Raw genomic sequence first — 20,567 nt, 5'->3', positions numbered from 1 at the left:
GAGGGCACTGAAATGACCGACTACAACGCCATGGGCGACGGCGAGTTCCGCCTGATGGTGCGCGAGTGGATCGCCGCCAACTACCCGCAACGCATCCGCAACCCGGCTCACCGCCTGGGCCGCGACGACACCTGGGAGTGGTACCAGGCGCTGTCGCGCCAGGGCTGGCTGTGCCCCGGCTGGCCGGTGCGCTACGGCGGCATGGGCCTCTCCGCCGGCAAGCAACTGATCATGATCGAGGAGATGGAAGGCTACGGCTGCGCGCGCCTGCCCGACAGCGGCATCACCATGCTCGGCCCGCTGCTGATCCGCTACGGCAGCGACGCCCAGCGCGAGCGCTTCCTGCCGCGCATCCTCAGCGGCGAGGACATCTGGTGCCAGGGCTACAGCGAGCCCAACGCCGGCTCCGACCTGGCCAGCCTGCGCACCGAGGCGGTACTGCGCGAGGGCCAGTGGGTGATCAACGGCCAGAAGACCTGGACCACCATGGGCAGCGAGGCCAACTGGATCTTCGTGCTGGCGCGCACCGAGCGCGGCGGCAAGCCGCAGCAGGGCATCAGCTTCCTGCTGGTGCCGATGGACAGCCCCGGCGTCGAGGTGCGGCCGATCCTCAACCTGGAGCTGCAGGGCGAGTTCTGCGAGGTGTTCTTCAATGACGTGCGGGTGCCGGCCGAGCACCTGGTGGGCGAGGTCAACCAGGGCTGGAGCATGGCCAAGGCGCTGCTGGGCTTCGAGCGCATCTTCCTCGGTTCGCCCAAGCAGGCCACCTTCGCCTTCGAGCGCCTGGCGCGCCTGGCCCGGCGCCAGGGCCTGTGGGACGACCCGGCGTTCGCCCAGCGCTTCGCCGCGCTGAGCATGGACCTGGACTGCCACAAGGCGCTCTACGGGCACTTCGCCGAGCGCCTGCGGCGCGGCGAGAACCTGGGCCCGGAGGTGTCGATGCTGAAGGTCCACCAGTCCGAGCTGTACCAGCGCATCAGCGAACTGGGCCTGGAGATCGCCGGCCCCGACTCGGCGCTGCTGCAACCCTTGGCCGACGACCCCGAGCTGCACCCGGCGGGCATCTTCATCCAGTCGCGGCCCACCACCATCTACGGCGGCACCAACGAAATCCAGCGCAACATCCTGGCCAAGAGCCTGCTCGGCCTGCCGGGTTGAAGGCCGCAGCCGAATCCATACGAGAGGAAAGAGTGATGAGTGAACGACTGAACGAAGGCAAGGTAGCGATCGTCACCGGCGCCGGTGGCGGCATCGGCCGCGAGATCGCCCTGGCCCTGGCCGACAGCGGGGCGAAGGTGCTGATCAACGACATCGGCGTGTCGCTGGGCGGCGAGGGCGGCTCGGCCTCGCCGGCCGAGGAAACCCTCGGGCTGATCCGCCAGCGCGGCGGCGAAGGGGCGATCAACACCGACAGCGTGTCGGACTGGGACAGCGCTCGGCGCATCGTCGCCAGCGCCCTGGACGCCTTCGGCCGGCTGGACATAGTGGTGAACAACGCCGGCATCCTGCGCGACGCCATCTTCCACAAGATGAGCGCCGAGGACTGGCTGTCGGTGATCAACGTGCACCTCAACGGCAGCTTCTTCGTCAGCCGCGCCGCCGCCGAGCGCTTCCGCGAACAGGGCAGCGGCGCCTTCGTGCATATGACCAGCACCTCGGGGCTGATCGGCAACTTCGGCCAGGCCAACTATTCGGCGGCCAAGCTGGGCATAGTCGCGCTGTCCAAGTCCATCGCCCTCGACATGCAGCGCTACAACGTGCGTTCCAACTGCATCGCGCCCTTCGCCTGGAGCCGCATGACCGACTCCATCCCGGCCGATACCCCGGAACAGAAGGCGCGGGTGGAGAAGCTGCAGCGCATGACCCCCGACAAGAACGCGCCGCTGGCCGTGTACCTGGCCTCCGACGCCGCCCGCGAGGTCAACGGTCAGGTGTTCGCCGCGCGCAACCACGAGCTGTTCCTGATGAGCCAGAGTCGCCCGCTGCGCAGCGTGCACAGCGAGCACGGCTGGACCCCGCAGAGCATCGCCGGGCACGGCATGCCGGCGCTGCGCGGCAGCTTCATGGACCTGGCGCGCAGCCCGGACGTGTTCTCCTGGGACCCGATCTGACCACGGAGGCGTCATGGGCATCTTCAACACCCGTTTCACCGAGACCTTCGGCGTCGAGCACCCGATCATGCAGGGCGGCATGCAGTGGGTGGGGCGCGCCGAGCTGGCCGCGGCGGTGGCCAACGCCGGCGGCCTGGCGACGCTGTCGGCGCTGACGCAGCCGAGCCCGGAGGCGCTGGCCGGGGAGATCGCGCGCTGCCGCGAGCTGACCGACAAGCCCTTCGGCGTCAACCTGACGCTGCTGCCGACGCAGAAGCCGGTGCCCTATGCCGAGTACCGCGCGGCGATCATCGAGGCCGGCATCGGCGTCGTCGAGACCGCCGGCAACAACCCCGGCGAGCACATCGCCGAGCTGCGCCGGCATGGCGTCAAGGTGATCCACAAGTGCACCTCGCTGCGCCATGCGCTCAAGGCCGAGCAACTGGGCGTGGATGCGGTGTCCATCGACGGCTTCGAGTGCGCCGGCCACCCGGGCGAGGACGACATCCCTGCTCTGGTGCTGATCCCGGTCGCGGCCAACCGCCTGCGGGTGCCGATCATCGCTTCCGGCGGTTTCGCCGACGGCCGCGGGCTGGTGGCGGCGCTGGCGCTGGGGGCGGACGCGATCAACATGGGCACGCGCTTCCTCAGCACCCGCGAATGCCCGATCCACCCGCAGGTGAAGGCGGCCATCCGCGCCGCCGACGAGCGTTCCACCGACCTGATCATGCGCAGCCTGCGCAACACCGCGCGGGTGGCGCGCAACGCGGTGAGCCAGGAAGTGCGGGCGATCGAGGCGCGCGGCGGCGCCACCTACGCCGATATCGCCGCGCTGGTCAGCGGCCAGCGCGGGCGCGGCGTCTACGAGCAGGGCGACACCGACCTGGGCATCTGGTCGGCCGGCATGGTCCAGGGCCTGATCGATGACGAGCCAAGTTGCGCCGAGCTGCTGCGCGGCATCGTCGAACAGGCCCGCACCCTGGTGCGCCAGCGCCTGGAGGGCATGCTCGCCGACTGATCGCCATCCCCCACGCGGCGCCGCAGGAGGGCGCCGCCTCACCTCACCGAACGAAGAGACAACAACAATGAAAAATCTTCCCGCACGGGCGCTGGCCTCGGTCGCCGCCTGCCTGCCGTTCTGCGCCCAGGCCGATTTCATCGGCGACAGCAAGGCCAGCCTGGAATTGCGCAACTTCTACTTCAACCGCGACTATCGCCAGAGCGGCGCCAGCCAGTCCTACTCGGAGGAGTGGGCCCAGGGCTTCCTGCTGCGCTACGAGTCCGGTTATACCGAGGGCAGCATCGGCGTGGGCCTGGACGCCCTGGGCCTGCTCGGGCTCAAGCTCGACTCCAGCCCGGACCGCTCCGGCTCCGGCCTGCTGCCGTATTCGGCCAGCGACCGCCGCGCCGCCGACGACTATTCCGACCTGGGCCTGACCGCCAAGCTGCGCGCCGCCAACAGCACGCTGAAGATCGGCACCCTGACGCCCAAGCTGCCGGTGGTGCAGTACAACGACACCCGCCTGCACCCGCAGACCTTCCAGGGCGGCCTGGCGGAAATCAACGAGATCGACGGCCTGGCCGTGCAGCTTGGCCAGTTGCGCCAGGTGAAGCAGCGCGACTCGACCAACGCCGAGGACCTGAGCATCACCCGCGGCAACAAGCGCAATATCCTGCCCGGGCGCCACGCCAGCAGCGACCGCTTCAACCTGGCCGGCGGCAGCTACCGCTGGAGCGAGAACCTGAGCACCAGCTATCACTACGGCAACCTTGAGGACTTCTACCGCCAGCATTACCTGGGCCTGGTGCATGTCCTGCCGATCGCCAGGGACCAGTCGCTGAAGTCCGACATCCGCTGGGCGCGCTCCACCGACGAGGGCGGCAGCAACGTCGACAACCGCGCGCTCAACGCCCTGTTCACCTACCGCCTGGGCGGCCATGGCTTCGGCCTGGGCTACCAGCGCATGTCCGGCGACACCGGCTACGCCTACCTGGCCGGCACCGACCCGTACCTGACCAACTTCGTGCAGATCGGCGACTTCGCCAACAAGGACGAGCGTTCCTGGCAGCTGCGCTACGACTTCGACTTCGCCGCCGTCGGCCTGCCCGGGCTGACCTTCATGACGCGCTACCTGCGCGGCGACAACATCGACTTGCTCAACGGCCAGGGCAACGGCAAGGAATGGGAACGTGACACCGACATCGGCTACGTGGTGCAGAGCGGGGCGCTGAAGAACCTGGGCCTGAAGGTGCGCAACGGCAGTTTCCGCAGCGACTTCGGCAACGACGTGGACGAAACCCGCGTCATCATCAGTTACACATTGCCGCTCTGGTAAAGGCGATGCGGCCCGCGCCAAGAGGGGGCGGGCCGCCGGGGGGAAGGGTTCAGATGCCCATGTTGGCCAGGCTCTGCATGATCGAGCGCAGGGTGCCGGCGAGGGTCGGGTGGCTGACCTCGAAGCGCTCCACCGCCAGGTTGACGCCATCCAGCAGGCTGTCGTCGGCGAGAGCTTCCTCGTTGGCCAGTTGCAGTTCGATGTCTTCTATCAGCGTCTCCAGCTCCCCGCGCTGCTCTTCGCTCAGCGGCGGCTGCTGTTCCAGCTGGTCGCGCAGTCGCTGCAGTTCTTCACGCAGTTGACGTGTCGGCATGGTGGTTTCCTTCTGCGGTGGCTACCCAGGATGGACCGCCGCGCGGCGGCGAAAAATCCATCTCCATGCCACACAGCTTAACCCGCCGAACGCAACCGTGTCTGATGCCCGTCAATGCGCAGCAGGCGTTCCAGCAGCGGGAAGAAGTGCGCAAGCTCCGGGGTGCGCATGGCCGGGTCCTTGCCCAGGTCGTCCAGGCGCCGCAGGGTGACGGCGTCCTGGGCGTAGGGGGCGCTGAGGAAGGCGCTGGCGCCGCGCTCGTCGAAGGGCCCGCCCTGCAGCGCCAGGCTGTGCCGCGAGGCTGGCGACAGGCCGGCGTGGTAGGCGGCGTCCACCGCGCACAGGTAGCGCTTGGCGGCCACGTGCAGGCGGACCGGCTGCCACACCGATTCGGGCAGCAGCTCGCGCAGCAGGTTGGCGCCGACTTCCTCGTGGCGCAGGTCGCGGGCCTCGATCTCGTCGGGGTTCTCGTAGAGGTGGCCGATGTCGTGCAGCAGCGCGGCGATCACCAGGGCGTCGGAGCAGCCGGCGCGCTCGGCCAGGGTGGCGCATTGCAGGGCGTGCTCGGCCTGGCTCACCGATTCGCCGTAGGGCTCGGCGCCGTGGCTGGCGAAGCGTTCGGCCAGCTCGTCGAGGAAGGCGTGGCGGGCGCGGTTCATGGCTTTTCTCCTTTGGCGCGGCGGCTGGCGATGTCCAGCAGGCAGGAATCCAGCTCGCCCAGGTGGTCGATGACCGAGTGCACACCCAGGCGGTACAGGCCGAAGGTCGCCTGGGCGCGGCGCAGGTCGCGTTGGGGGCCGTCCAGCGCCTCCCAGTCGCGCATCGACAGGCCGCACAGCGGGCCGCTGGCGGCCAGGCCGATGGTCCACAGCCCGGCATTGAGGCCGGCCTGGAGCAGCCGTGGCTGGCTGCTCACCAGCACGCAGCCGTCCAGTTGCGGGGTGCCCAGCTCCATCAGCGCGCGCCAGCAGGCGTCCGGCGCCGGCCAAGGCCGCCCGGCATGGGCGATGCCGCTGTCCAGGGCGCCGTCGAGGGCGGCGGCCAGGCGTTCGCTGGCCGGCTCCGGCAGTTCCTCCAGCCAGGCGCAGGGCACGCCCTGGCGGTTCAACTGGTGCAGGGCGGGCAGGGCCTCGGCGATGGGCTCGGCATGGGCGTCGGCGGCTTCGGCCAGGCGTTTGCGGAAGCGCGCGACCTCCTCGGCGCTGGGCAGGCGGCCGAGCACATGGCCCAGGGCCTGCTGCGGAGCCAGGGTGGCGGCCTCGGCGAGGCGCTCCTGCGGGCAGTCCGGGCAGCTCTGCTGCAGCGCGCGGGGCAGGGTGCGGGCGCCGAAGTCCACCAGGTCGCCGGCGAGTCCGAAGAGCAGGGAGGTGAAGCGGGGCAGGTCGGCGGCGGTCGAGGCGGGCATGGCAGGGTGTCTGGACAATGGTCTAGGCCAGACTAGACGCGCATTGTGACGATCCGGTGAAGCCGGCCTGCGCGCGGGCCCGCTGCCTTTATCCCGCTGCCTTTATAATGTGGCGCCTTTCGCTGGAGAGCCCGCCATGGCGGCCTGGCCGCGAAGCTGCCGGGCGAGCCGGGGCTGTTCCTCGAACGCCCGTGCCTCCCTGTAACCGTAGGAGCGGACTCTGCCCGCGATTCGGGCTTCCAGTAGCGTAGGGCGAATAACCGTTCGCGGTTATCCGCCGCCTCACCTTTCTCATCGACCCTGCCTCGGTCGGTCCGGGGGAATGCGTGACCCGCGCCAGGCTCGACACCGAGCGGGCCGGTAACCAAGGTCAAACGGCGGATAACGCCATAGGCGTTATGCGCCCTACGGATTTCCGGAAAACTTTGGGTGCTGGGCTCAAGAGCGCCCTCACCCCAGCCCTCTCCCGGAGGGAGAGGGGGCCATTCGTGCCACCGGGGCATCCGGCGTGGCCGGTGAGCCAATCGCGGACGAAGTCCGCTCCTACGCCGGTGCTTCCAGTAGCGTAGGGCGAATAACCGTTCGCGGTTATCCGCCGCCTCACCTTTCTCATCGACTCTGCCTCGGTCGGTCCGGGGGAATGCGCGACCAGCGCCAGGCTCGACACCGAGCGGGCCGGTAACCAAGGTCAAACGGCGGATAACGCCGTAGGCGTTATGCGCCCTACGGATTTCCAGGGAGCTTTGGGTGCTGGCCCAGCACCGCAGCCCCTGGCAAACACCGTTCGCGAGCAAGCTCGCTCCTACGAAGAGCCTTCCAACCCGGTCGGCAAGAGCGTCGCATCGGCACAAAAGCTGGCTCTTGGCTATCGTGAGGGGAGGGCGGCGCTTCCGGCCGCGCGCCGGGTGCGAAGGCGTTAGAAACAATCCGATGTCTGCAAATCGAACTTGGAACTATATACTGCGCAGCGGTTCGAGGCCGCGGCGGCGGCCTCATGAGACTTTCAAAGGAGAAACCCGATGCGCCCACACGGCGTCAACTGGATGCAGCGCACCGCTCGCCTGCTGGCCGGAGCCAGCCTGGTCATGCTCCCCTTCCTGGCCCAGGCCGCGAGCGAGGACGACCCCTGGGAGAGCGTCAACCGCCCGATCTTCGTGTTCAACGACACCCTCGACACCTATGCGCTCAAGCCCCTGGCGCAGGGTTACCAGAAGGTAACGCCGAATTTCGTGCAGGACGGCATCCACAACTTCTTCAGCAACATCGGCGACGTGCGCAACCTGGCCAACGACCTGCTGCAAGGCAAGCTCGAGCACGCCGGCGTCGACACCAGCCGCCTGCTGTTCAATACCACCTTCGGCCTGGCCGGCTTCATCGACGTGGCCACCCGCATGGGTCTGCAGCGCAACGACGAGGACTTCGGCCAGACCCTCGGCTACTGGGGCGTGGGCAGTGGCCCCTACGTGATGCTGCCGCTGCTGGGGCCGAGCACCCTGCGCGACGCGCCGTCGAAGATCCCGGACGCCTATACCGGCATGTACCCGTACATCGACGACGTGTCCGTGCGCAACAGCCTCCGCGCCGTGGACGTGGTCGACACCCGCGCCGACCTGCTCAGGTCCGAGAAGCTGATTTCCGGCGACAAGTACACCTTCATCCGCAACGCCTACCTGCAGAACCGCGAGTTCAAGGTCAAGGACGGCCAGGTCGAAGACGACTTCTGACACACCCGCCACCCATCCGCCCCGGGGCTGCCGCAAGCGCGCCGTGCCGCCGTCTTGAACCCTGGGGCGGATGGGAGTAGTGTCTGCGCCTTGTCGCACCCGACCCGCGCCGTTTTCATAGCCATGCGCGCCCACTTCACCACCTCCGGCGCCGTTTGCCTGGATAACCCATGCACAAACCCAGTGCCACGCTGCTGATCATCGATGACGACGAGGCCGTTCGCGAAAGCCTCGCGGCCTACCTGGAAGACAGTGGTTTCAAAGTCCTGCAGGCGACCAACGGCCAGCAGGGCCTGCAGGTCTTCCAGCACGAACTGCCCGACCTGGTCATCTGTGACCTGCGCATGCCGCAGATGGACGGCCTGGAGCTGATCCGCCGGGTCAGCGCGATGGCGGTGGAAACGCCGGTCATCGTGCTTTCCGGGGCCGGGGTGATGAGCGACGTGGTCGAGGCCCTGCGCCTGGGCGCCGCGGACTACCTGATCAAGCCCCTGGAAGACCTGGCCGTGCTGGAGCACTCGGTGCGCCGCGCCCTGGACCGCGCCTACCTGCGTTCGGAGAACCGCCGCTACCGCGAGAAGCTGGAAGCCGCCAACCGCGAGTTGCAGGCCAGCCTGAACCTGCTGCAGGAAGACCAGAACGCCGGGCGCCAGGTGCAGATGAACATGCTGCCGGTGACGCCCTGGGAAGCCGAGGGGCTGAAGTTCGCCCACCAGATCATCCCGTCGCTGTACCTGTCCGGCGACTTCGTCGACTACTTCCGCGTCGACGAGCGGCGCATCGGCTTCTACCTGGCCGACGTCTCCGGCCATGGCGCCTCATCGGCGTTCGTGACCGTGCTGCTGAAGTTCATGACCACCCGCCTGCTGTACGAGTCGCGGCGGGCGGGCACGCTGCCCGAGTTCAAGCCCTCCGAGGTGCTCGGGCACATCAACCGCGGGTTGATCAACACCAAGCTGGGCAAGCACGTGACCATGCTCGGCGGGGTGATCGACCTGGAAACCGATCGCCTGACCTACAGCATTGGTGGCCACCTGCCGCTGCCGGTACTCTACGTCGACGGCGAAGCACGCTACCTCGAAGGCCGCGGCCTGCCCGTGGGCCTGTTCGAGGACGCCACCTACGACGACCGGACCATGGACCTGCCCAGGTCCTTCAGCCTGTCGTTGTTCTCCGACGGCATACTGGATGTGCTGCCCGGGGCTACATTGAAAGAAAAGGAGACGGCCCTGCCCGAGCAGGTCGTCGCCGCCGGCGGGACGCTGGACGGCCTGCGCCAGGTCTTCGGGCTGGCCAAGTTGTCCGAGATGCCGGATGATATCGCCTTGCTGGTGTTGAGCAGGAACCTTGCATGAGTACCGGTAAAATCCAGTTCGCCGAGCAGGATGGCTCATTCGTCCTGAAGTTCGTGGGCGAAGTCCGACTGACCCTGTGTTCGGCGCTGGATGCCACCATTGAAAAAATCTTCGCCGCGTTGAATTTCACGGCGATCATCATCGATCTCACGGAAACCCAGAGCATCGACAGCACCACCCTGGGCCTGCTGGCCAAGCTGTCGATCCTCTCGCGGCAGAAGGTGGGGCTGTTGCCGACCCTGGTGACCACCAACCCGGACATCACCCGGTTGCTGCAGTCCATGGGCTTCGACCAGGTGTTCAACATCGTCGACCGGCCCATCCCCTGCACGGACTGCCTCACCGACCTGCCGCCCCAGGACCAGTCCGAGGAAGTGGTGCGCAGCAAGGTGCTGGAGGCCCACCGCATCCTCATGGGCCTGAACGAGTCCAACCGTGAAGCCTTCCACGACCTGGTGAGTGCTCTCGAGCACCACTGATCCGCCGGAGCCCGTCGATAGATAGAACGCAAACCGGCGCCCTGGGGCGCCGGTTCGTTTTGCTGCGCGTGGGTTTCAGCGGCCGCCGAGCAGGGCTTCCAGCTTCTCCTGGTCGCGGGCGAACAGGCGGATGCCCTCGGCCAGCTTTTCGGTGGCCATGGCGTCCTCGTTCATCTGCCAGCGGAAGGCGCTCTCGTCCAGCACCTGGCGCGCCTCGCCGCCGCCGGGCTGCAGGGTGCGCGGCAGCTCGCCCTGGGCGTCGGCCAGTTGCTGCAGCAGGTCCGGGCTGATGGTCAGGCGGTCGCAGCCGGCCAGTTGCTCGATCTGCCCGAGGTTGCGGAAGCTCGCGCCCATCACCACGGTGCGGTAGCCGTTGGCCTTGTAATAGCGGTAGATGCGCGACACCGACTGCACGCCCGGGTCCTCGGCGCCGACGTAGTCGCGGGCGTTGGCCTTCTTGTACCAGTCGTAGATGCGGCCGACGAAGGGCGAGATGAGGAACACCCCGGCGTCGGCGCAGGCCGCGGCCTGGGCGAAGGAGAACAGCAGGGTGAGGTTGGTCTGGATGCCGTCGCGCTCCAGCTGTTCGGCGGCGCGGATGCCTTCCCAGGTGGAGGCGATCTTGATCAGCACGCGATCCTTGCCGACGCCTTGTTCGTCGTACAGCTCGACCAGCCGGCGGGCGCGGGCCAGGGTGTCCTCGGTGTCGAAGGACAGGCGAGCGTCCACTTCGGTGGAGACGCGCCCGGGGATGACCCCGAGGATGTCCTTGCCCACCGCCACGGCGAAGCGGTCGCAGGCCAGGCCCGCGTCGCCGCCGCTGGCCGCGGTGGCGCGGGCCAGGTGCTCGGCGTAGCGGGGCAGGGCGGCGGCCTTGAGCAGCAGCGAGGGGTTGGTGGTGGCATCCACCGGCTTCAGGCGGGCAATGGCGTCGAAATCGCCGGTATCGGCGACGACGGTGGTGTACTGCTTCAGTTGTTCCAGCTTGGAGGTCATGGCAGGTCTTCCGAGTGCGATCCCCATGACCTTACCCGAGCGCAACCCCGCGCTCAACGGGACCTAGCGGCCAGCGAGAAGTTCGATGGCCTGGTCGAGCACCCGCAGCGGATCGGCGGCCTTGTGCACGTCCACCGAAAGCAGCTGGCGGAAGCGCCGGGCGCCGGGGAAACCCTGGCCAAGGCCGAGCACGTGACGTGTCACATGGTGCATGGCGCCGCCCTCGGCGATGTGCCGCTGGATGTACGGGCGCATCCGCGCCAGGGCCTCGGCACGGCTGATCGTGGGGGACTCGGCGCCGTACAGCGCGGCGTCCACCTGGGCCAGCAGGTAGGGGTTGTGATAGGCCTCGCGGCCGAGCATCACGCCGTCGAAGGTGCGCAGGTGCTCCTGGCATTCGGCCAGGGTCTTGATGCCGCCGTTGAGGACGATCTCCAGGTCCGGGAAGTCGCGCTTGAGCTGCGCCGCCACCTCGTAGCGCAGCGGCGGAACCTCGCGGTTCTCCTTGGGCGAGAGGCCTTCGAGGATGGCGATGCGCGCATGCACGGTGAAACTGCGGCAGCCGGCCTCGCGCACCTGGCCGACGAAGTCGCACAGCTCGGCATAGCTGTCGCGCCCGTTGATGCCGATGCGGTGCTTGACCGTGACCGGAATGGAAACCGCCTCGCGCATGGCCAGGACGCACTCGGCCACCAGCGCCGGATGGGCCATCAGGCAGGCGCCGATCATATTGTGCTGCACCCGGTCGCTGGGGCAGCCGACGTTCAGGTTGACCTCGTCGTAACCCGCAGCCTCCGCCAGCTTCGCCGCCGCCGCCAGCTCGGCCGGCACGCTGCCGCCCAACTGCAGCGCCAGCGGGTGCTCGCACTCGTCATGGCGCAGGAAGCGCGCGGCATCGCCATGCAGCAAGGCCCCGGTGGTGACCATCTCGGTGTAGAGCAGGGCATGGCTCGACAGCTGGCGCAGGAAGAACCGGCAGTGGCGGTCGGTCCAGTCCATCATCGGTGCCACGGAAAATCTATGGGAAAAATTCATTTAAAATCAGTATTCGGCATGAAAAAACGCCCGATAAAGGGCGTTTGGGGACGTCGCGGGCAACCGGTGTCGCCAGATGGCGCCTAGTATACCTCGGTTGGTTGAGCCCTATAGGCATTGCCATTCGCCGAAGCCGGGGCCGACGTAATGTCGGACGCTGCAGCGTCGGCTGTCGTAGTCGTCGAACACTTCCACCTCGATGGCCGGGGTTCCGGTCTTGGCGAAGAACGTGTAGATGCGCCCTGGCGTACCTGCCCAACGCGCTGGTCTACAGATGGGTGCCGGTGTACCTGCAGAAGGGCCTGGGCATGACGCCGCTGCAATCGGGCTGCACGGCGATGGCGGCGACCCTCGGCGTGATCGTGTTCAACCTCGGCGTTTCGGCCTGGTCGCGGCGCCTGCTCAAGCGCGGCGTGCCGATGCAGACAGCGCAGGTGCGCCTGCCGGTGGTCTGCGCGCTGCTCGGCCTGCGCCTGATCGCCCCCGAGCGCACCCGCCAGGTGCTGCACGGCAGCGCCGCCACGGACCTGCCCGCCACGGCATGAGCCGCGGCGGCCGGCCGCCGCCCCCTGACCACCCGCTGCCCGGGCGCGATGGCGAGCCGCTAGCCCTCGACGTGGCCCGCGACGGCACGGAAGATGCCGGAGGCGAGCGAGCCCTGGCGGGCGCCGATCTGGTCGATGGCATGGGTGATCTGCGGCGGCTCGGCGGACAGCGGAGCGACGTTCAGTGCCGCAAGTTGTACGGGGGCCGCGGCGTCGCCGGTTTGGGGCTCCAGCTCCGCGGCGGGGGCGATTTCGGCGGAAGGCAGCAGCAGGCCCAGAACCGGGCTGACCACCTGCTGTTCAGTGGCGCTCGCTGCCTGCAGGTCGAAGGCGACCGGGCCTTGCTGCGGGTCGTCCTGGCCCATCACGGCGCGCAGGAGTTCGCCGTCGTGCTTGAGGACATGCAGGCGGCCGTCGTGGCTGAAGAACTGCTCGAACTTCAGCGCCGGGCGGGCTTGCTCCTGGGATCGGAAAGCCAACAGCAGGTCTTCTCCGGAGCGTTCGGCAACCAGCGCATCGCTCAGGGAAGCATGCTGGGGCTCCTGCAATACGTACAGATTGCCAGGTTTGCTCATCAGGACTTGTTCAGGCGCGGCCTGGCTTGCATCCAGGGTATATGCCTGTATGAGGGAGTCTTCGGTCACGACCGAGAAATTTATTTTGCTATCGATCAGATTTTTCATTTAGGTACGGATAGTCAGATAGTTACAGGGTCAACCCTCTTCCCGCATCCTGCAGCAGGCGCGAACCCACAAGCGTCTCGAAAAGTGCCAATGCCCGCGGGGCGGGCGACATGAGTTTTCGGGGTCGCTTTCGGCGCTTGAGAAACAGTTCTCCGGTGGATTTCCGAAGGAGAAATTCAGCGCTGATCTGTTTAGAAGAAGTTGCGTCGTCTTGCGCTGAGAAGAGTAGGGCGCGGCCTTCGGGGCAGGTATCTGACGAGTTCTAAAATGCCCTGGATCGGCGCCTTACTTTTCGTCAATTCGATATGCCGGGATCGCGCAGCCTGCGGGATGGCCGCCTCGGAAAAGGCCGTTCCATGCGCCTCCGCTGGCGGTGATATCGGGATCGGCTTGATGGCCGCCGCTACTGGGTCGATGCACTTCCTGCGCGCTTTCTGAAGTCAATGTCCGCTGATAGGCCTGGAAGATAATCCGCGTTCTTCCAGTCAGAGCTGTTGGGGGCCGGGTTCAAGATGATCGCGGTGTGTAGTGGCAGGGAGGGTTGGCCGCTGGGGTGGTCGTACTTGGCGGAATCGTGGAGCGAAGAATTCAGACGGCGTCGCATGGTGTTGCCGGAGTTCACCTGGATACCATCCTGGCTGCCCGGAACCGGTTCGGGACCTGCCGATAGCATTTGCTTGGCTTGAAACGAGTTGAATAGCGCCGGTCTTGCCTCGTGGATATTTCGAGAAAAAGACTCCAGGAAATGGAACTTCGCCCCTGTCGTGGATGAGAGATTCACACTCGTTCATCGGGTGTGGGTCTTCGGCTGTTGCTTGAACCTGTGCCCTGTATTTATTGAAAGGATCGCGTGAATGAAATCGAGAAACACCTTAGGCGTCGTTGTGGGTGCCGTGGTCGCCTTGTCTGCCATGGATGGCTTCGCCCAAGGCCGGAATTCGGTCGAGGTCGAGGCTTTCGGCAAGCGCTACTTCACCGACAGCAATCGCAACATGCAGAACGGCGACCTGTACGGCGGCTCCCTCGGCTACTTCCTGACCGACGACGTCGAGCTGGCGCTGTCCTACGGTGAATACCACGACCTGCGCGGCACCTCCGCCAGCGGCAATGCCAAGGTGCATGGCAGCCTGGCCTCGCTGGACGCCATCTACCACTTCGGCGCTCCCGGCGCGGGCCTGCGCCCGTACCTGTCCGCCGGCATCGGCCACCAGAGCCTGACCAACGTCAACAGCGAGAACGGCGGCCGTCAGAACCTGACCATGGCCAACATCGGCGCCGGCCTGAAGTACTACTTCACCGAGAACTTCTATGCCAGGGCCGGCCTCGACGGCCAGTACGGCCTGGAGAAGCGCGACAACGGCCACCAGGGCGAATGGATGGCCGGCGTCGGCGTCGGCCTGAACTTCGGCGGCGGTTCCAAGCCGGCCCCGGCGACCGGCTCGGTCGCCGAAGTCTGCTCCGACGAAGACCACGACGGCGTCTGCGACAACGTCGACAAGTGCCCGAACACTCCGGCCAACGTCACCGTCGACGCCAGCGGCTGCCCGGTCGTGGCCGAGGCCGTGCGCGTCCAGCTGGACGTCAAGTTCGACTTCGACAAGTCCAAGGTCAAGCAGAACAGCTACGCGGACATCAAGAACCTGGCCGACTTCATGAAGCAGTACCCGTCCACCTCCACCACCGTTGAAGGCCACACCGACTCCGTCGGCACCGACGCCTACAACCAGAGGCTGTCCGAGCGTCGCGCCAACGCCGTTCGTGACGTGCTGGTCAACGAGTACGGCGTGGAAGGCGGCCGCGTGAGCGCCGTGGGTTATGGTGAGAGCCGTCCGGTTGCTGACAACGGCACCGCCGAAGGCCGCGCCGTCAACCGTCGCGTGGAAGCCGAAGTGGAAGCCCAGGCCAAGCCGTGATCGGCCGGAGCTGACGAGTCAGCCCGATCTAGGCTGCAATGCCGTTCACTCAAGCGGAGCAGCCTTTCCGTCCACTGGATCGGAACCTTCACCGCCCAGGGCCTCGATGGCCCTGGGCGGTGATCCAGCAGCAAACCCCCGATACCAGCCCTCAACGCAGGCAAACGCCTTTCCATCGCCAAACGCATCCCGCCACGTCGGCAGGGGCTCGGTTGGGTATCCGAAGACGGTCGGCAACCCAGGCCTGCGCCCTCGACTCCGCGGGCTATTCCGTTGGTCTCACTGCGTCTACGCCCGCACCTGGGCGGTGATATTCCTGATGGCGCCGATTCCGTCAGCCGCTGAAATTGCGCGCGGTGACGTAGGCACGCTTCCAGTAGGGGGAGGCGAGGGAGTCGATGCGGATCTTCTTGCCCGTGCTGGGGGCGTGAATGAAGCGGTTGTCGCCGATGTAGAGGCCGACGTGGCTGACTCTATCGCTGCCGTTGTGGCTGAAGAACACGGCGTCGCCGGGTTGCAGTTCGTGGCGGGCGATAGTCGCGTCGCGCCGTGCAATCATCGACCGGGTGGTGCGTGGCAGGCGCTGGTCGGCGACGCTGCGATACAGGTAGACCAGCAGGCCGCTGCAATCGAACCCGGTTTCCTCCGATTCGCCGCCCCAGCGGTAGCGCTGGCCGACGAGCTGGTGCGCGCGGGCGACGATGAGCTGGCGCGTGTCCGGATTGACGGCGCTATACCAGTCCGCTGGTACTGGTTGGGCCGATGCGGGCGAGTAGCGGCGCCACTGCCGGGCATCGAAGTCGTCGGCGTGGGCGAGGGGAACGATCAGCACAAGAAGTAAAAGAGCGATAAACCAATGAAGAGCACGCATTTCGGAACACTACGGGGTGAAGGTTGGGTCGTGGCGCAATCCTTCTGCTGGCAAGCCTGCACCGGGCCCTGCTCCGCGCGGACGAGGGAGGCATGGGTGATGCAGGGCTGGCCGCTACTTCCCTGGTAGCTGCTGGGGCTCTCCAGTATTCGTGCCGGCCAGGGCAGGCCGTGGCGGCGGGGCAGGCTCAGGATCGGTGAAGGGACGCTGGCAGAAAGCACGAAGACCCCGGGCGTGGGTTATTCCTGGCGATGCGGTTAGGATTTCGTGTATCGGCCTTGGAACTTTCGCCGGCGCGGCGGTCTGAGGTGTCAATCTGCCATTGATCAGCCAGGGAGGCTGTATGAAGGGTGTTCTCGTTGCTGTTCCGCTGCTGTTCTGCGCCGCCTGGGCGCAGGCGGATACGATCTACAAATGCGTCGATGCGCAGGGCAAGGTGACCTTCACCAAGCAGGCCTGCCCCAACGGCGGCAACGCCGGCGTCGAGCTGAACGTGGAGAACCGCCGGCCCAGTGGCGGTGGCGAGGGGGCGGTGATGGCGCAGCCGGCGCTTCAGGCGCCGACTGCGGATTACGCTCCGGCGGGGGCCTATCCGGCGCAGCAGCCGGCGGCCCCGGCTCCGGCCGGTGGCACGCGGGTGACCGTGGTGGGCGGCTCGGAGGAGCGGCCGGGCTGCTCCACCGGGCTTTCCGAGCGCGACCTGCGGACCGCCATGGTGCGCAAGGAAATCGTCCCGGGCATGAGCCGCAAGGAAATCGAGAGCATGTTCGGCACCCCGAGCAAGCAGGCCAGCGCCCACGGCGCCGGCAGCAGCACCTACTGGAACGACAAGTACCTGAACTTCTTCAGCATCAACTACGACGCCAATGGCTGCGTGGTGAACAGCTACCAGTCCGGTTCATCTCAATAAGTCGGGTTTATCGAAGTGGAGACAGCAAGCGCTCGACCTCGATTGCCAGCTTTGTATCCGGACTGGAGATTCTCAGGCTTCTGGCCTGAAACTCGCCAAGGATCGGCAATGATCTCGACAGATATTGTCCTTTGACCGAAACGGAAAGCAGGGCACCTCGCTCTGCATTCAGGAAACCGGCCAGTGAAGTTGCACAAGGATCGGTCAGTTCGACCTGTACATAGGCATGCCGCTCAAGGTCGTGTGATACCTCGGAGCGTTTGACGCATTCTCGTGTCAGCAGATAGCTGCGATTCTCGACACTGAACAGGACCCCTTCCTCAGCTGTGCTGGCGCAGGCCGCAACCAGAAACATTGCGGGAAGCAGGATGGTCTTTTTCATCTCGGTATTCCCTAACGAACGGTAATGGCAATCACTTGCCCGACGCTGTGGCTTCTGAACCTGATCCGAGATACACAGACGCAGATGCCGCTGGTGAAATTGTGTGTTCCCGGGCCAACGACGATATCGCTCATTTCAGTGCCTCCCTGGAAATAACGAATCTCGGCGTCGAAGGTCGAGCTGCCTGAAATAGTTTCGAATTCGACTTTGTAAGAGAGTGGGCCCCCCATCTGTTCGCCGATGACTATCCAGGGTCCCCAGGCCCGCGCCGGCGGAGCCCAGCCTTCCAATTGGTTCATGGACGTCTCCTTTTGCTGTTCTGAAGCCAAGGAGCCGAAAATGACATGTCGTTTGCTTTTGTCATGTCTTGCAGCATTGCATCCGATTATTCGCTTTTTATCTCGGATGGCCGGGACTAGGCGCTGTAGGAATTGCTGTCGGGAACGCTAATTCCTCCGCCGGCTCTCCACTCCCTTGGTCGGCAGTGTCCTGTGCTCAGGGGCTCGGTAAGGCTGTGGATCGAAGCGCAACAGTGCACCGCCCCGCAATGACGGTCACACTACCGACTAAGGGACGATAGCCGCGGCCGGCAAATGGTCGCCTAATGGCCCTGACAACAATAATTCAGGGCCTGCGCCAACCCGGGTGTTCCACGGGGCGGGCGATGGCTGGAGAGGTGCCCTCATGGACCCGACGCGTTCGCGTATCTTCCTCGTTCTTTCCCTGCAGACCACCGGCCTTCTCGCGCTGTTCATCGCCCAGTCGCTGGGCGGCTGGCCGCTGTCGCTGTGCCTGCTGCTCGGTTTCGCGCTGCTCTGGCTGCCGTGGTTCGTCGGCCAGCGGCGCAGTCTGCCCGGCGTATCCGCCGCCGCGCCGGAACTGGCCGCGCTGACCCGCGACCTGTCCCGCAGCACCAGCCACAATGCGCTGTCCGCCGCCGGCGTGTCCTACTCGGTGCAGCGCCTGGTTGAGCGCCTGGAGTCGCAACTGGCGGCGGCGGAGCAGATCGTCGGCAGCGCCGAGGTGATGATCCACACCGAGCGCGCCACTTCTTCCCTGGCGCGCCAGGCCATGGACGCCGCCACCCAGGCCCGCGCCGGCAGCGACGCCGGGCGCAGCGAGCTGCAGCAGGCCATTGCCCGCATGCACCAGCTCAGTGGTCGCGCCGGTGAAAGCCGTGCGCTGATCGAGGCGCTGAGCCAGCGCAGCGAGGACATCCAGCGCGTCACCCAGGTGATCCAGTCGATCGCCAGCCAGACCAACCTGCTGGCGCTGAACGCCGCCATCGAGGCGGCCCGCGCCGGCGAGCACGGCCGCGGCTTCGCGGTGGTCGCCGACGAGGTGCGCGGGCTGGCCGCGCGCACCGCCGAGGCCACCGAGGAGGTGGGGCAGATGGTCGAGGACATCCAGCAGCGCACCGCCCAGGTCGCCGAGCAGATTCTCCAGTTGGCCGCCGACCTCGACGAAGGCGTGGCCCAGGTGGAGCGCACCGGCGGGCAACTGGAAGGCATCGCCGGGCTGGCCGCCGGCGTCGAGCGGCAGATCACCGAGATCGCCGAAGGCGCGGAGATCAACCGCCACCAACTGGACAACCTGTTCGCCGCGGTGGAGCGCATGCGCGCCGACATCCGCGTCAGCGACGAGCAGACCCACCGCCTGGCCGACGCCGCCGTGCACCTGGAGGCCCAGGCCGAGGCCATCAGCGAGCGCCTGGCCGAAGTGGGCCTGGACGACTATCACCAGCGTGTCTACGACCTGGCCCGCGAAGGCGCATCGAGCATAGGCGCGCGCTTCGCCGCCGACCTGGAGGACGGGCGGATTTCCGCCGAGGACCTGTTCGACCGCCACTACCAGCCGATTCCGGGCACCGAGCCGCAGAAGTACAGCACGCGCTTCGACCGCTACACCGACGAGGTGCTGCCGAAGATCCAGGAAGACCTGCTGCAGCGCCACGAGGGCCTGGTGTTTGCCATCGCCTGCACCGCCGAGGGCTACGTGCCGACGCACAACCGCGCCTTCGCCCAGGCACCAACCGGCGACCCCGAGGTGGATCGCCTGAAGAGCCGTAGCAAGCGCCTGTTCGACGACCGCACCGGCATCCGCTGCGGCAGCCACCAGCAGGCGCTGCTGTTGCAGACCTACTGCCGTGACACCGGCGAGCAGATGCACGACCTGTCGGTGCCGATCTTCGTCAACGGCCGCCATTGGGGCGGCCTGCGCCTGGGCTACCGGCCCGAGAGCATGCCGCTGAGCGAGACGCCGGCGCTGCGCAGCCCAGGCCGGCGCGAGGCCGCCTCGGCCCGTTGAGAGCCGGGGGAAGCAAAAAAGGCCGTACATCCGAGGATGTGCGGCCTTTTCGTTTGAGTCAGGGCGGAGCGGATCTCATCCGCGAATCGCGCCGGGATGTCCGGCTATCGCGGACAGAGTCCTACGAAGAGCAGCTTGGCGCACGCAGGGGAATGGAATGGGGCACCGTAGGGCGCATAACCGTTCGCGGTTATCCGCCGTCGGCGTTATGCGCCCCACACATTGTAGGAGCAATTGCCTTGCCGGCTACGCCGAGGTGCTTTTCGTAGGATGGGTTGAGCTTGCGAAACCCATGCAGTCGGGGGGGATGGGTATCGCTTCGCTCAACGCCATCCTACGACGGTTCGCGAATGGGGGCCGCTCGTGCCACCGGGCGCGATCCGCCGCGACCTCAGAACCGCTTCGTCGCCCGCGCCACCACGGTTGCCGTGCAGATGTCCTTGAAGCCCTGCCAGTTGAAGCATTCGCTCTGCGACAGGTCGGTGTCGATGTAGCTCAGCGACCAGTCGATGCCGGCGAACTCCCTGTCCAGCCTTGCCTCCCATTCGCGATAGGTGCTGCGCGTGCCGCCGTCGCCGGCGAGGTACAGCGGGTCCTTGGCGTCGTTGCGGCCGTAGCGCAGCTTGGCCTGGAAGCCGGCCGGCAGTTCGAAGCCGTAGCCGACGTAGCTGTAGAGCTGGCTCTGGTCCTTGCCGACGTAGGTGGTGATGTCCTTGGAGTAATAGCTGGCCAGCTCGAAGCCGTAGGCGTTGAGGACGGCGTAGACCTCGCTCTGGTTGAACTGGCCTTCCTTCGGGTAGCGGTACTGGATGTAGCCCAGGTCCAGGCTCACCGCGTCGGTGGCCTGCCAGTACCAGCCGGCGTAGTAGTCCAGCTCCTGGCGCGTCTTCAGGCCGTAGCCGAAGTCGACGTTGGAGCTCCACACGCCCAGGTACAGGCCGCTGCTGTGCTGCAGGGTGGCGGCGGCCTGGATGGCCGGGTCGTTCTGCGTCTGCGAGATGCCGCGGGTGCGGTAGTCGCTGGCCAGGGTGGCCTCCAGCTGGACCGAGAGGTCCTCGGTCAGCTCCAGCGCATGGCTGCTGGCGAAAGGCGCGCAGGCGAGCGCTGCGCCTAGGACGAGTGTTTTGTACTTCATGGACTTACCCTTTGTTGTGCTTGTGTGGGCTGTGCTTGTGTGGGCAGGAAAAAAGCCCGCGCAGCCCCCTCCCGCCGGCGAGCCGGGA

At 66.6% G+C, this 20,567-nt stretch carries 21 protein-coding genes; 11 read left to right on the top strand and 10 right to left on the bottom strand.

Going from position 1 to position 20,567, the window contains the following annotated elements:
* The first annotated feature begins 12 nt into the window (after nt 1-12).
* The 4 genes from RN02_RS16680 to RN02_RS16665 all read left to right on the top strand — a co-directional run bounded on the left by RN02_RS16680 (nt 13) and on the right by RN02_RS16665 (nt 4,426).
* Nucleotides 13-1,158, top strand: a complete 1,146-nt coding sequence (locus RN02_RS16680) for an acyl-CoA dehydrogenase family protein (protein WP_043315382.1) — start codon at nt 13-15, stop codon at nt 1,156-1,158.
* Nucleotides 1,159-1,193: 35 nt separating this feature from the next.
* On the top strand, nt 1,194-2,111 hold the full coding sequence (locus RN02_RS16675) for an SDR family NAD(P)-dependent oxidoreductase (RefSeq protein ID WP_043315381.1): 918 nt from the start codon (nt 1,194-1,196) through the stop codon (nt 2,109-2,111).
* A 13-nt stretch (nt 2,112-2,124) separates the two neighbouring features.
* Nucleotides 2,125-3,108, top strand: a complete 984-nt coding sequence (locus RN02_RS16670; RefSeq protein WP_043315380.1) for an NADH:ubiquinone reductase — start codon at nt 2,125-2,127, stop codon at nt 3,106-3,108.
* A gap of 67 nt (nt 3,109-3,175) precedes the next feature.
* Nucleotides 3,176-4,426: an OprD family porin gene (locus tag RN02_RS16665; RefSeq protein WP_043315379.1), complete on the top strand. Its 1,251-nt coding sequence runs from the start codon at nt 3,176-3,178 to the stop codon at nt 4,424-4,426.
* Between the two features lie 49 nt (nt 4,427-4,475).
* On the opposite strand, the gene RN02_RS16660 is transcribed toward RN02_RS16665, so the two are convergent.
* The 3 genes from RN02_RS16660 to RN02_RS16650 all read right to left on the bottom strand — a co-directional run bounded on the left by RN02_RS16660 (nt 4,476) and on the right by RN02_RS16650 (nt 6,144).
* Complete coding sequence (locus tag RN02_RS16660; protein ID WP_009619150.1) at nt 4,476-4,739, bottom strand: DUF4404 family protein; 264 nt, start codon at nt 4,737-4,739, stop codon at nt 4,476-4,478.
* A 77-nt stretch (nt 4,740-4,816) separates the two neighbouring features.
* Entirely contained in the window at nt 4,817-5,398 is a 582-nt protein-coding gene (locus RN02_RS16655) for a phosphonate degradation HD-domain oxygenase (RefSeq protein ID WP_043315378.1), read from the bottom strand.
* Entirely contained in the window at nt 5,395-6,144 is a 750-nt protein-coding gene (locus RN02_RS16650; RefSeq protein WP_043315377.1) for a phosphatase, read from the bottom strand. Before RN02_RS16650 ends, RN02_RS16655 begins: the two co-directional genes overlap by 4 nt.
* Nucleotides 6,145-7,163: 1,019 nt before the next feature.
* Here RN02_RS16650 and RN02_RS16645 point away from each other — a divergent pair.
* The 3 genes from RN02_RS16645 to rssC all read left to right on the top strand — a co-directional run bounded on the left by RN02_RS16645 (nt 7,164) and on the right by rssC (nt 9,702).
* Nucleotides 7,164-7,868: an MlaA family lipoprotein gene (locus RN02_RS16645; protein ID WP_043266912.1), complete on the top strand. Its 705-nt coding sequence runs from the start codon at nt 7,164-7,166 to the stop codon at nt 7,866-7,868.
* Between the two features lie 170 nt (nt 7,869-8,038).
* A complete protein-coding gene (rssB, locus tag RN02_RS16640) occupies nt 8,039-9,223 on the top strand; it encodes a two-component system response regulator RssB (RefSeq protein ID WP_043266910.1) in 1,185 nt (394 codons plus the stop codon).
* A complete protein-coding gene (rssC, locus tag RN02_RS16635; RefSeq protein ID WP_043266908.1) occupies nt 9,220-9,702 on the top strand; it encodes an anti-sigma factor antagonist RssC in 483 nt (160 codons plus the stop codon). Before rssB ends, rssC begins: the two co-directional genes overlap by 4 nt.
* A gap of 75 nt (nt 9,703-9,777) precedes the next feature.
* Here the strand turns inward: rssC and tal are convergent, their stop codons facing one another.
* Together tal and dusA are read right to left on the bottom strand one after the other, a co-directional pair.
* On the bottom strand, nt 9,778-10,698 hold the full coding sequence (tal, locus tag RN02_RS16630; RefSeq protein ID WP_009619159.1) for a transaldolase: 921 nt from the start codon (nt 10,696-10,698) through the stop codon (nt 9,778-9,780).
* Nucleotides 10,699-10,761: 63 nt separating this feature from the next.
* Nucleotides 10,762-11,733, bottom strand: coding sequence for a tRNA dihydrouridine(20/20a) synthase DusA (dusA, locus tag RN02_RS16625; protein WP_051878354.1), 972 nt, complete (start codon nt 11,731-11,733; stop codon nt 10,762-10,764).
* A 284-nt stretch (nt 11,734-12,017) separates the two neighbouring features.
* On the opposite strand from dusA, the gene RN02_RS16620 reads away from it, so the two are divergent.
* On the top strand, nt 12,018-12,278 hold the full coding sequence (locus tag RN02_RS16620) for a hypothetical protein (protein ID WP_043315376.1): 261 nt from the start codon (nt 12,018-12,020) through the stop codon (nt 12,276-12,278).
* A 59-nt stretch (nt 12,279-12,337) separates the two neighbouring features.
* Here RN02_RS16620 and RN02_RS33760 read toward each other — a convergent pair whose 3' ends face one another.
* Nucleotides 12,338-12,961, bottom strand: a complete 624-nt coding sequence (locus RN02_RS33760) for a hypothetical protein (protein WP_161796251.1) — start codon at nt 12,959-12,961, stop codon at nt 12,338-12,340.
* An 854-nt stretch (nt 12,962-13,815) separates the two neighbouring features.
* Between RN02_RS33760 and RN02_RS16610 the strand changes: the two genes are divergently transcribed.
* A complete protein-coding gene (locus tag RN02_RS16610; RefSeq protein WP_043315374.1) occupies nt 13,816-14,874 on the top strand; it encodes an OmpA family protein in 1,059 nt (352 codons plus the stop codon).
* A 334-nt stretch (nt 14,875-15,208) separates the two neighbouring features.
* Here the strand turns inward: RN02_RS16610 and RN02_RS16605 are convergent, their stop codons facing one another.
* The gene (locus RN02_RS16605) at nt 15,209-15,745 is read right to left on the bottom strand and encodes a C40 family peptidase (RefSeq protein ID WP_043315373.1); all 537 of its coding nucleotides are present in this window, start codon (nt 15,743-15,745) and stop codon (nt 15,209-15,211) included.
* A gap of 343 nt (nt 15,746-16,088) precedes the next feature.
* On the opposite strand from RN02_RS16605, the gene RN02_RS16600 reads away from it, so the two are divergent.
* Nucleotides 16,089-16,655 carry a DUF4124 domain-containing protein gene (locus RN02_RS16600; protein WP_043266898.1) on the top strand — a complete coding sequence of 189 codons (567 nt, stop codon included), beginning with the start codon at nt 16,089-16,091 and terminating at the stop codon, nt 16,653-16,655.
* Nucleotides 16,656-16,662: 7 nt separating this feature from the next.
* Here RN02_RS16600 and RN02_RS33290 read toward each other — a convergent pair whose 3' ends face one another.
* Together RN02_RS33290 and RN02_RS16595 are read right to left on the bottom strand one after the other, a co-directional pair.
* Entirely contained in the window at nt 16,663-17,037 is a 375-nt protein-coding gene (locus RN02_RS33290; protein WP_152623773.1) for a hypothetical protein, read from the bottom strand.
* Between the two features lie 11 nt (nt 17,038-17,048).
* Nucleotides 17,049-17,336 (bottom strand): colicin Z C-terminal domain-related protein, encoded by a 288-nt coding sequence (locus RN02_RS16595; RefSeq protein ID WP_043266896.1) that lies wholly within the window; start codon nt 17,334-17,336, stop codon nt 17,049-17,051.
* A gap of 385 nt (nt 17,337-17,721) precedes the next feature.
* On the opposite strand from RN02_RS16595, the gene RN02_RS16590 reads away from it, so the two are divergent.
* Nucleotides 17,722-19,344, top strand: a complete 1,623-nt coding sequence (locus tag RN02_RS16590) for a methyl-accepting chemotaxis protein (RefSeq protein WP_043315372.1) — start codon at nt 17,722-17,724, stop codon at nt 19,342-19,344.
* Nucleotides 19,345-19,735: 391 nt separating this feature from the next.
* Here the strand turns inward: RN02_RS16590 and RN02_RS16585 are convergent, their stop codons facing one another.
* A complete protein-coding gene (locus RN02_RS16585) occupies nt 19,736-20,479 on the bottom strand; it encodes a TorF family putative porin (protein WP_043315371.1) in 744 nt (247 codons plus the stop codon).
* Between the last annotated feature and the right edge of the window lie 88 nt (nt 20,480-20,567).

The organism is Pseudomonas sp. PI1 (assembly GCF_000812405.1).
Lineage (GTDB): Bacteria > Pseudomonadota > Gammaproteobacteria > Pseudomonadales > Pseudomonadaceae > Pseudomonas > Pseudomonas citronellolis.
This window is presented reverse-complemented; position numbering and strand designations above follow the sequence as displayed.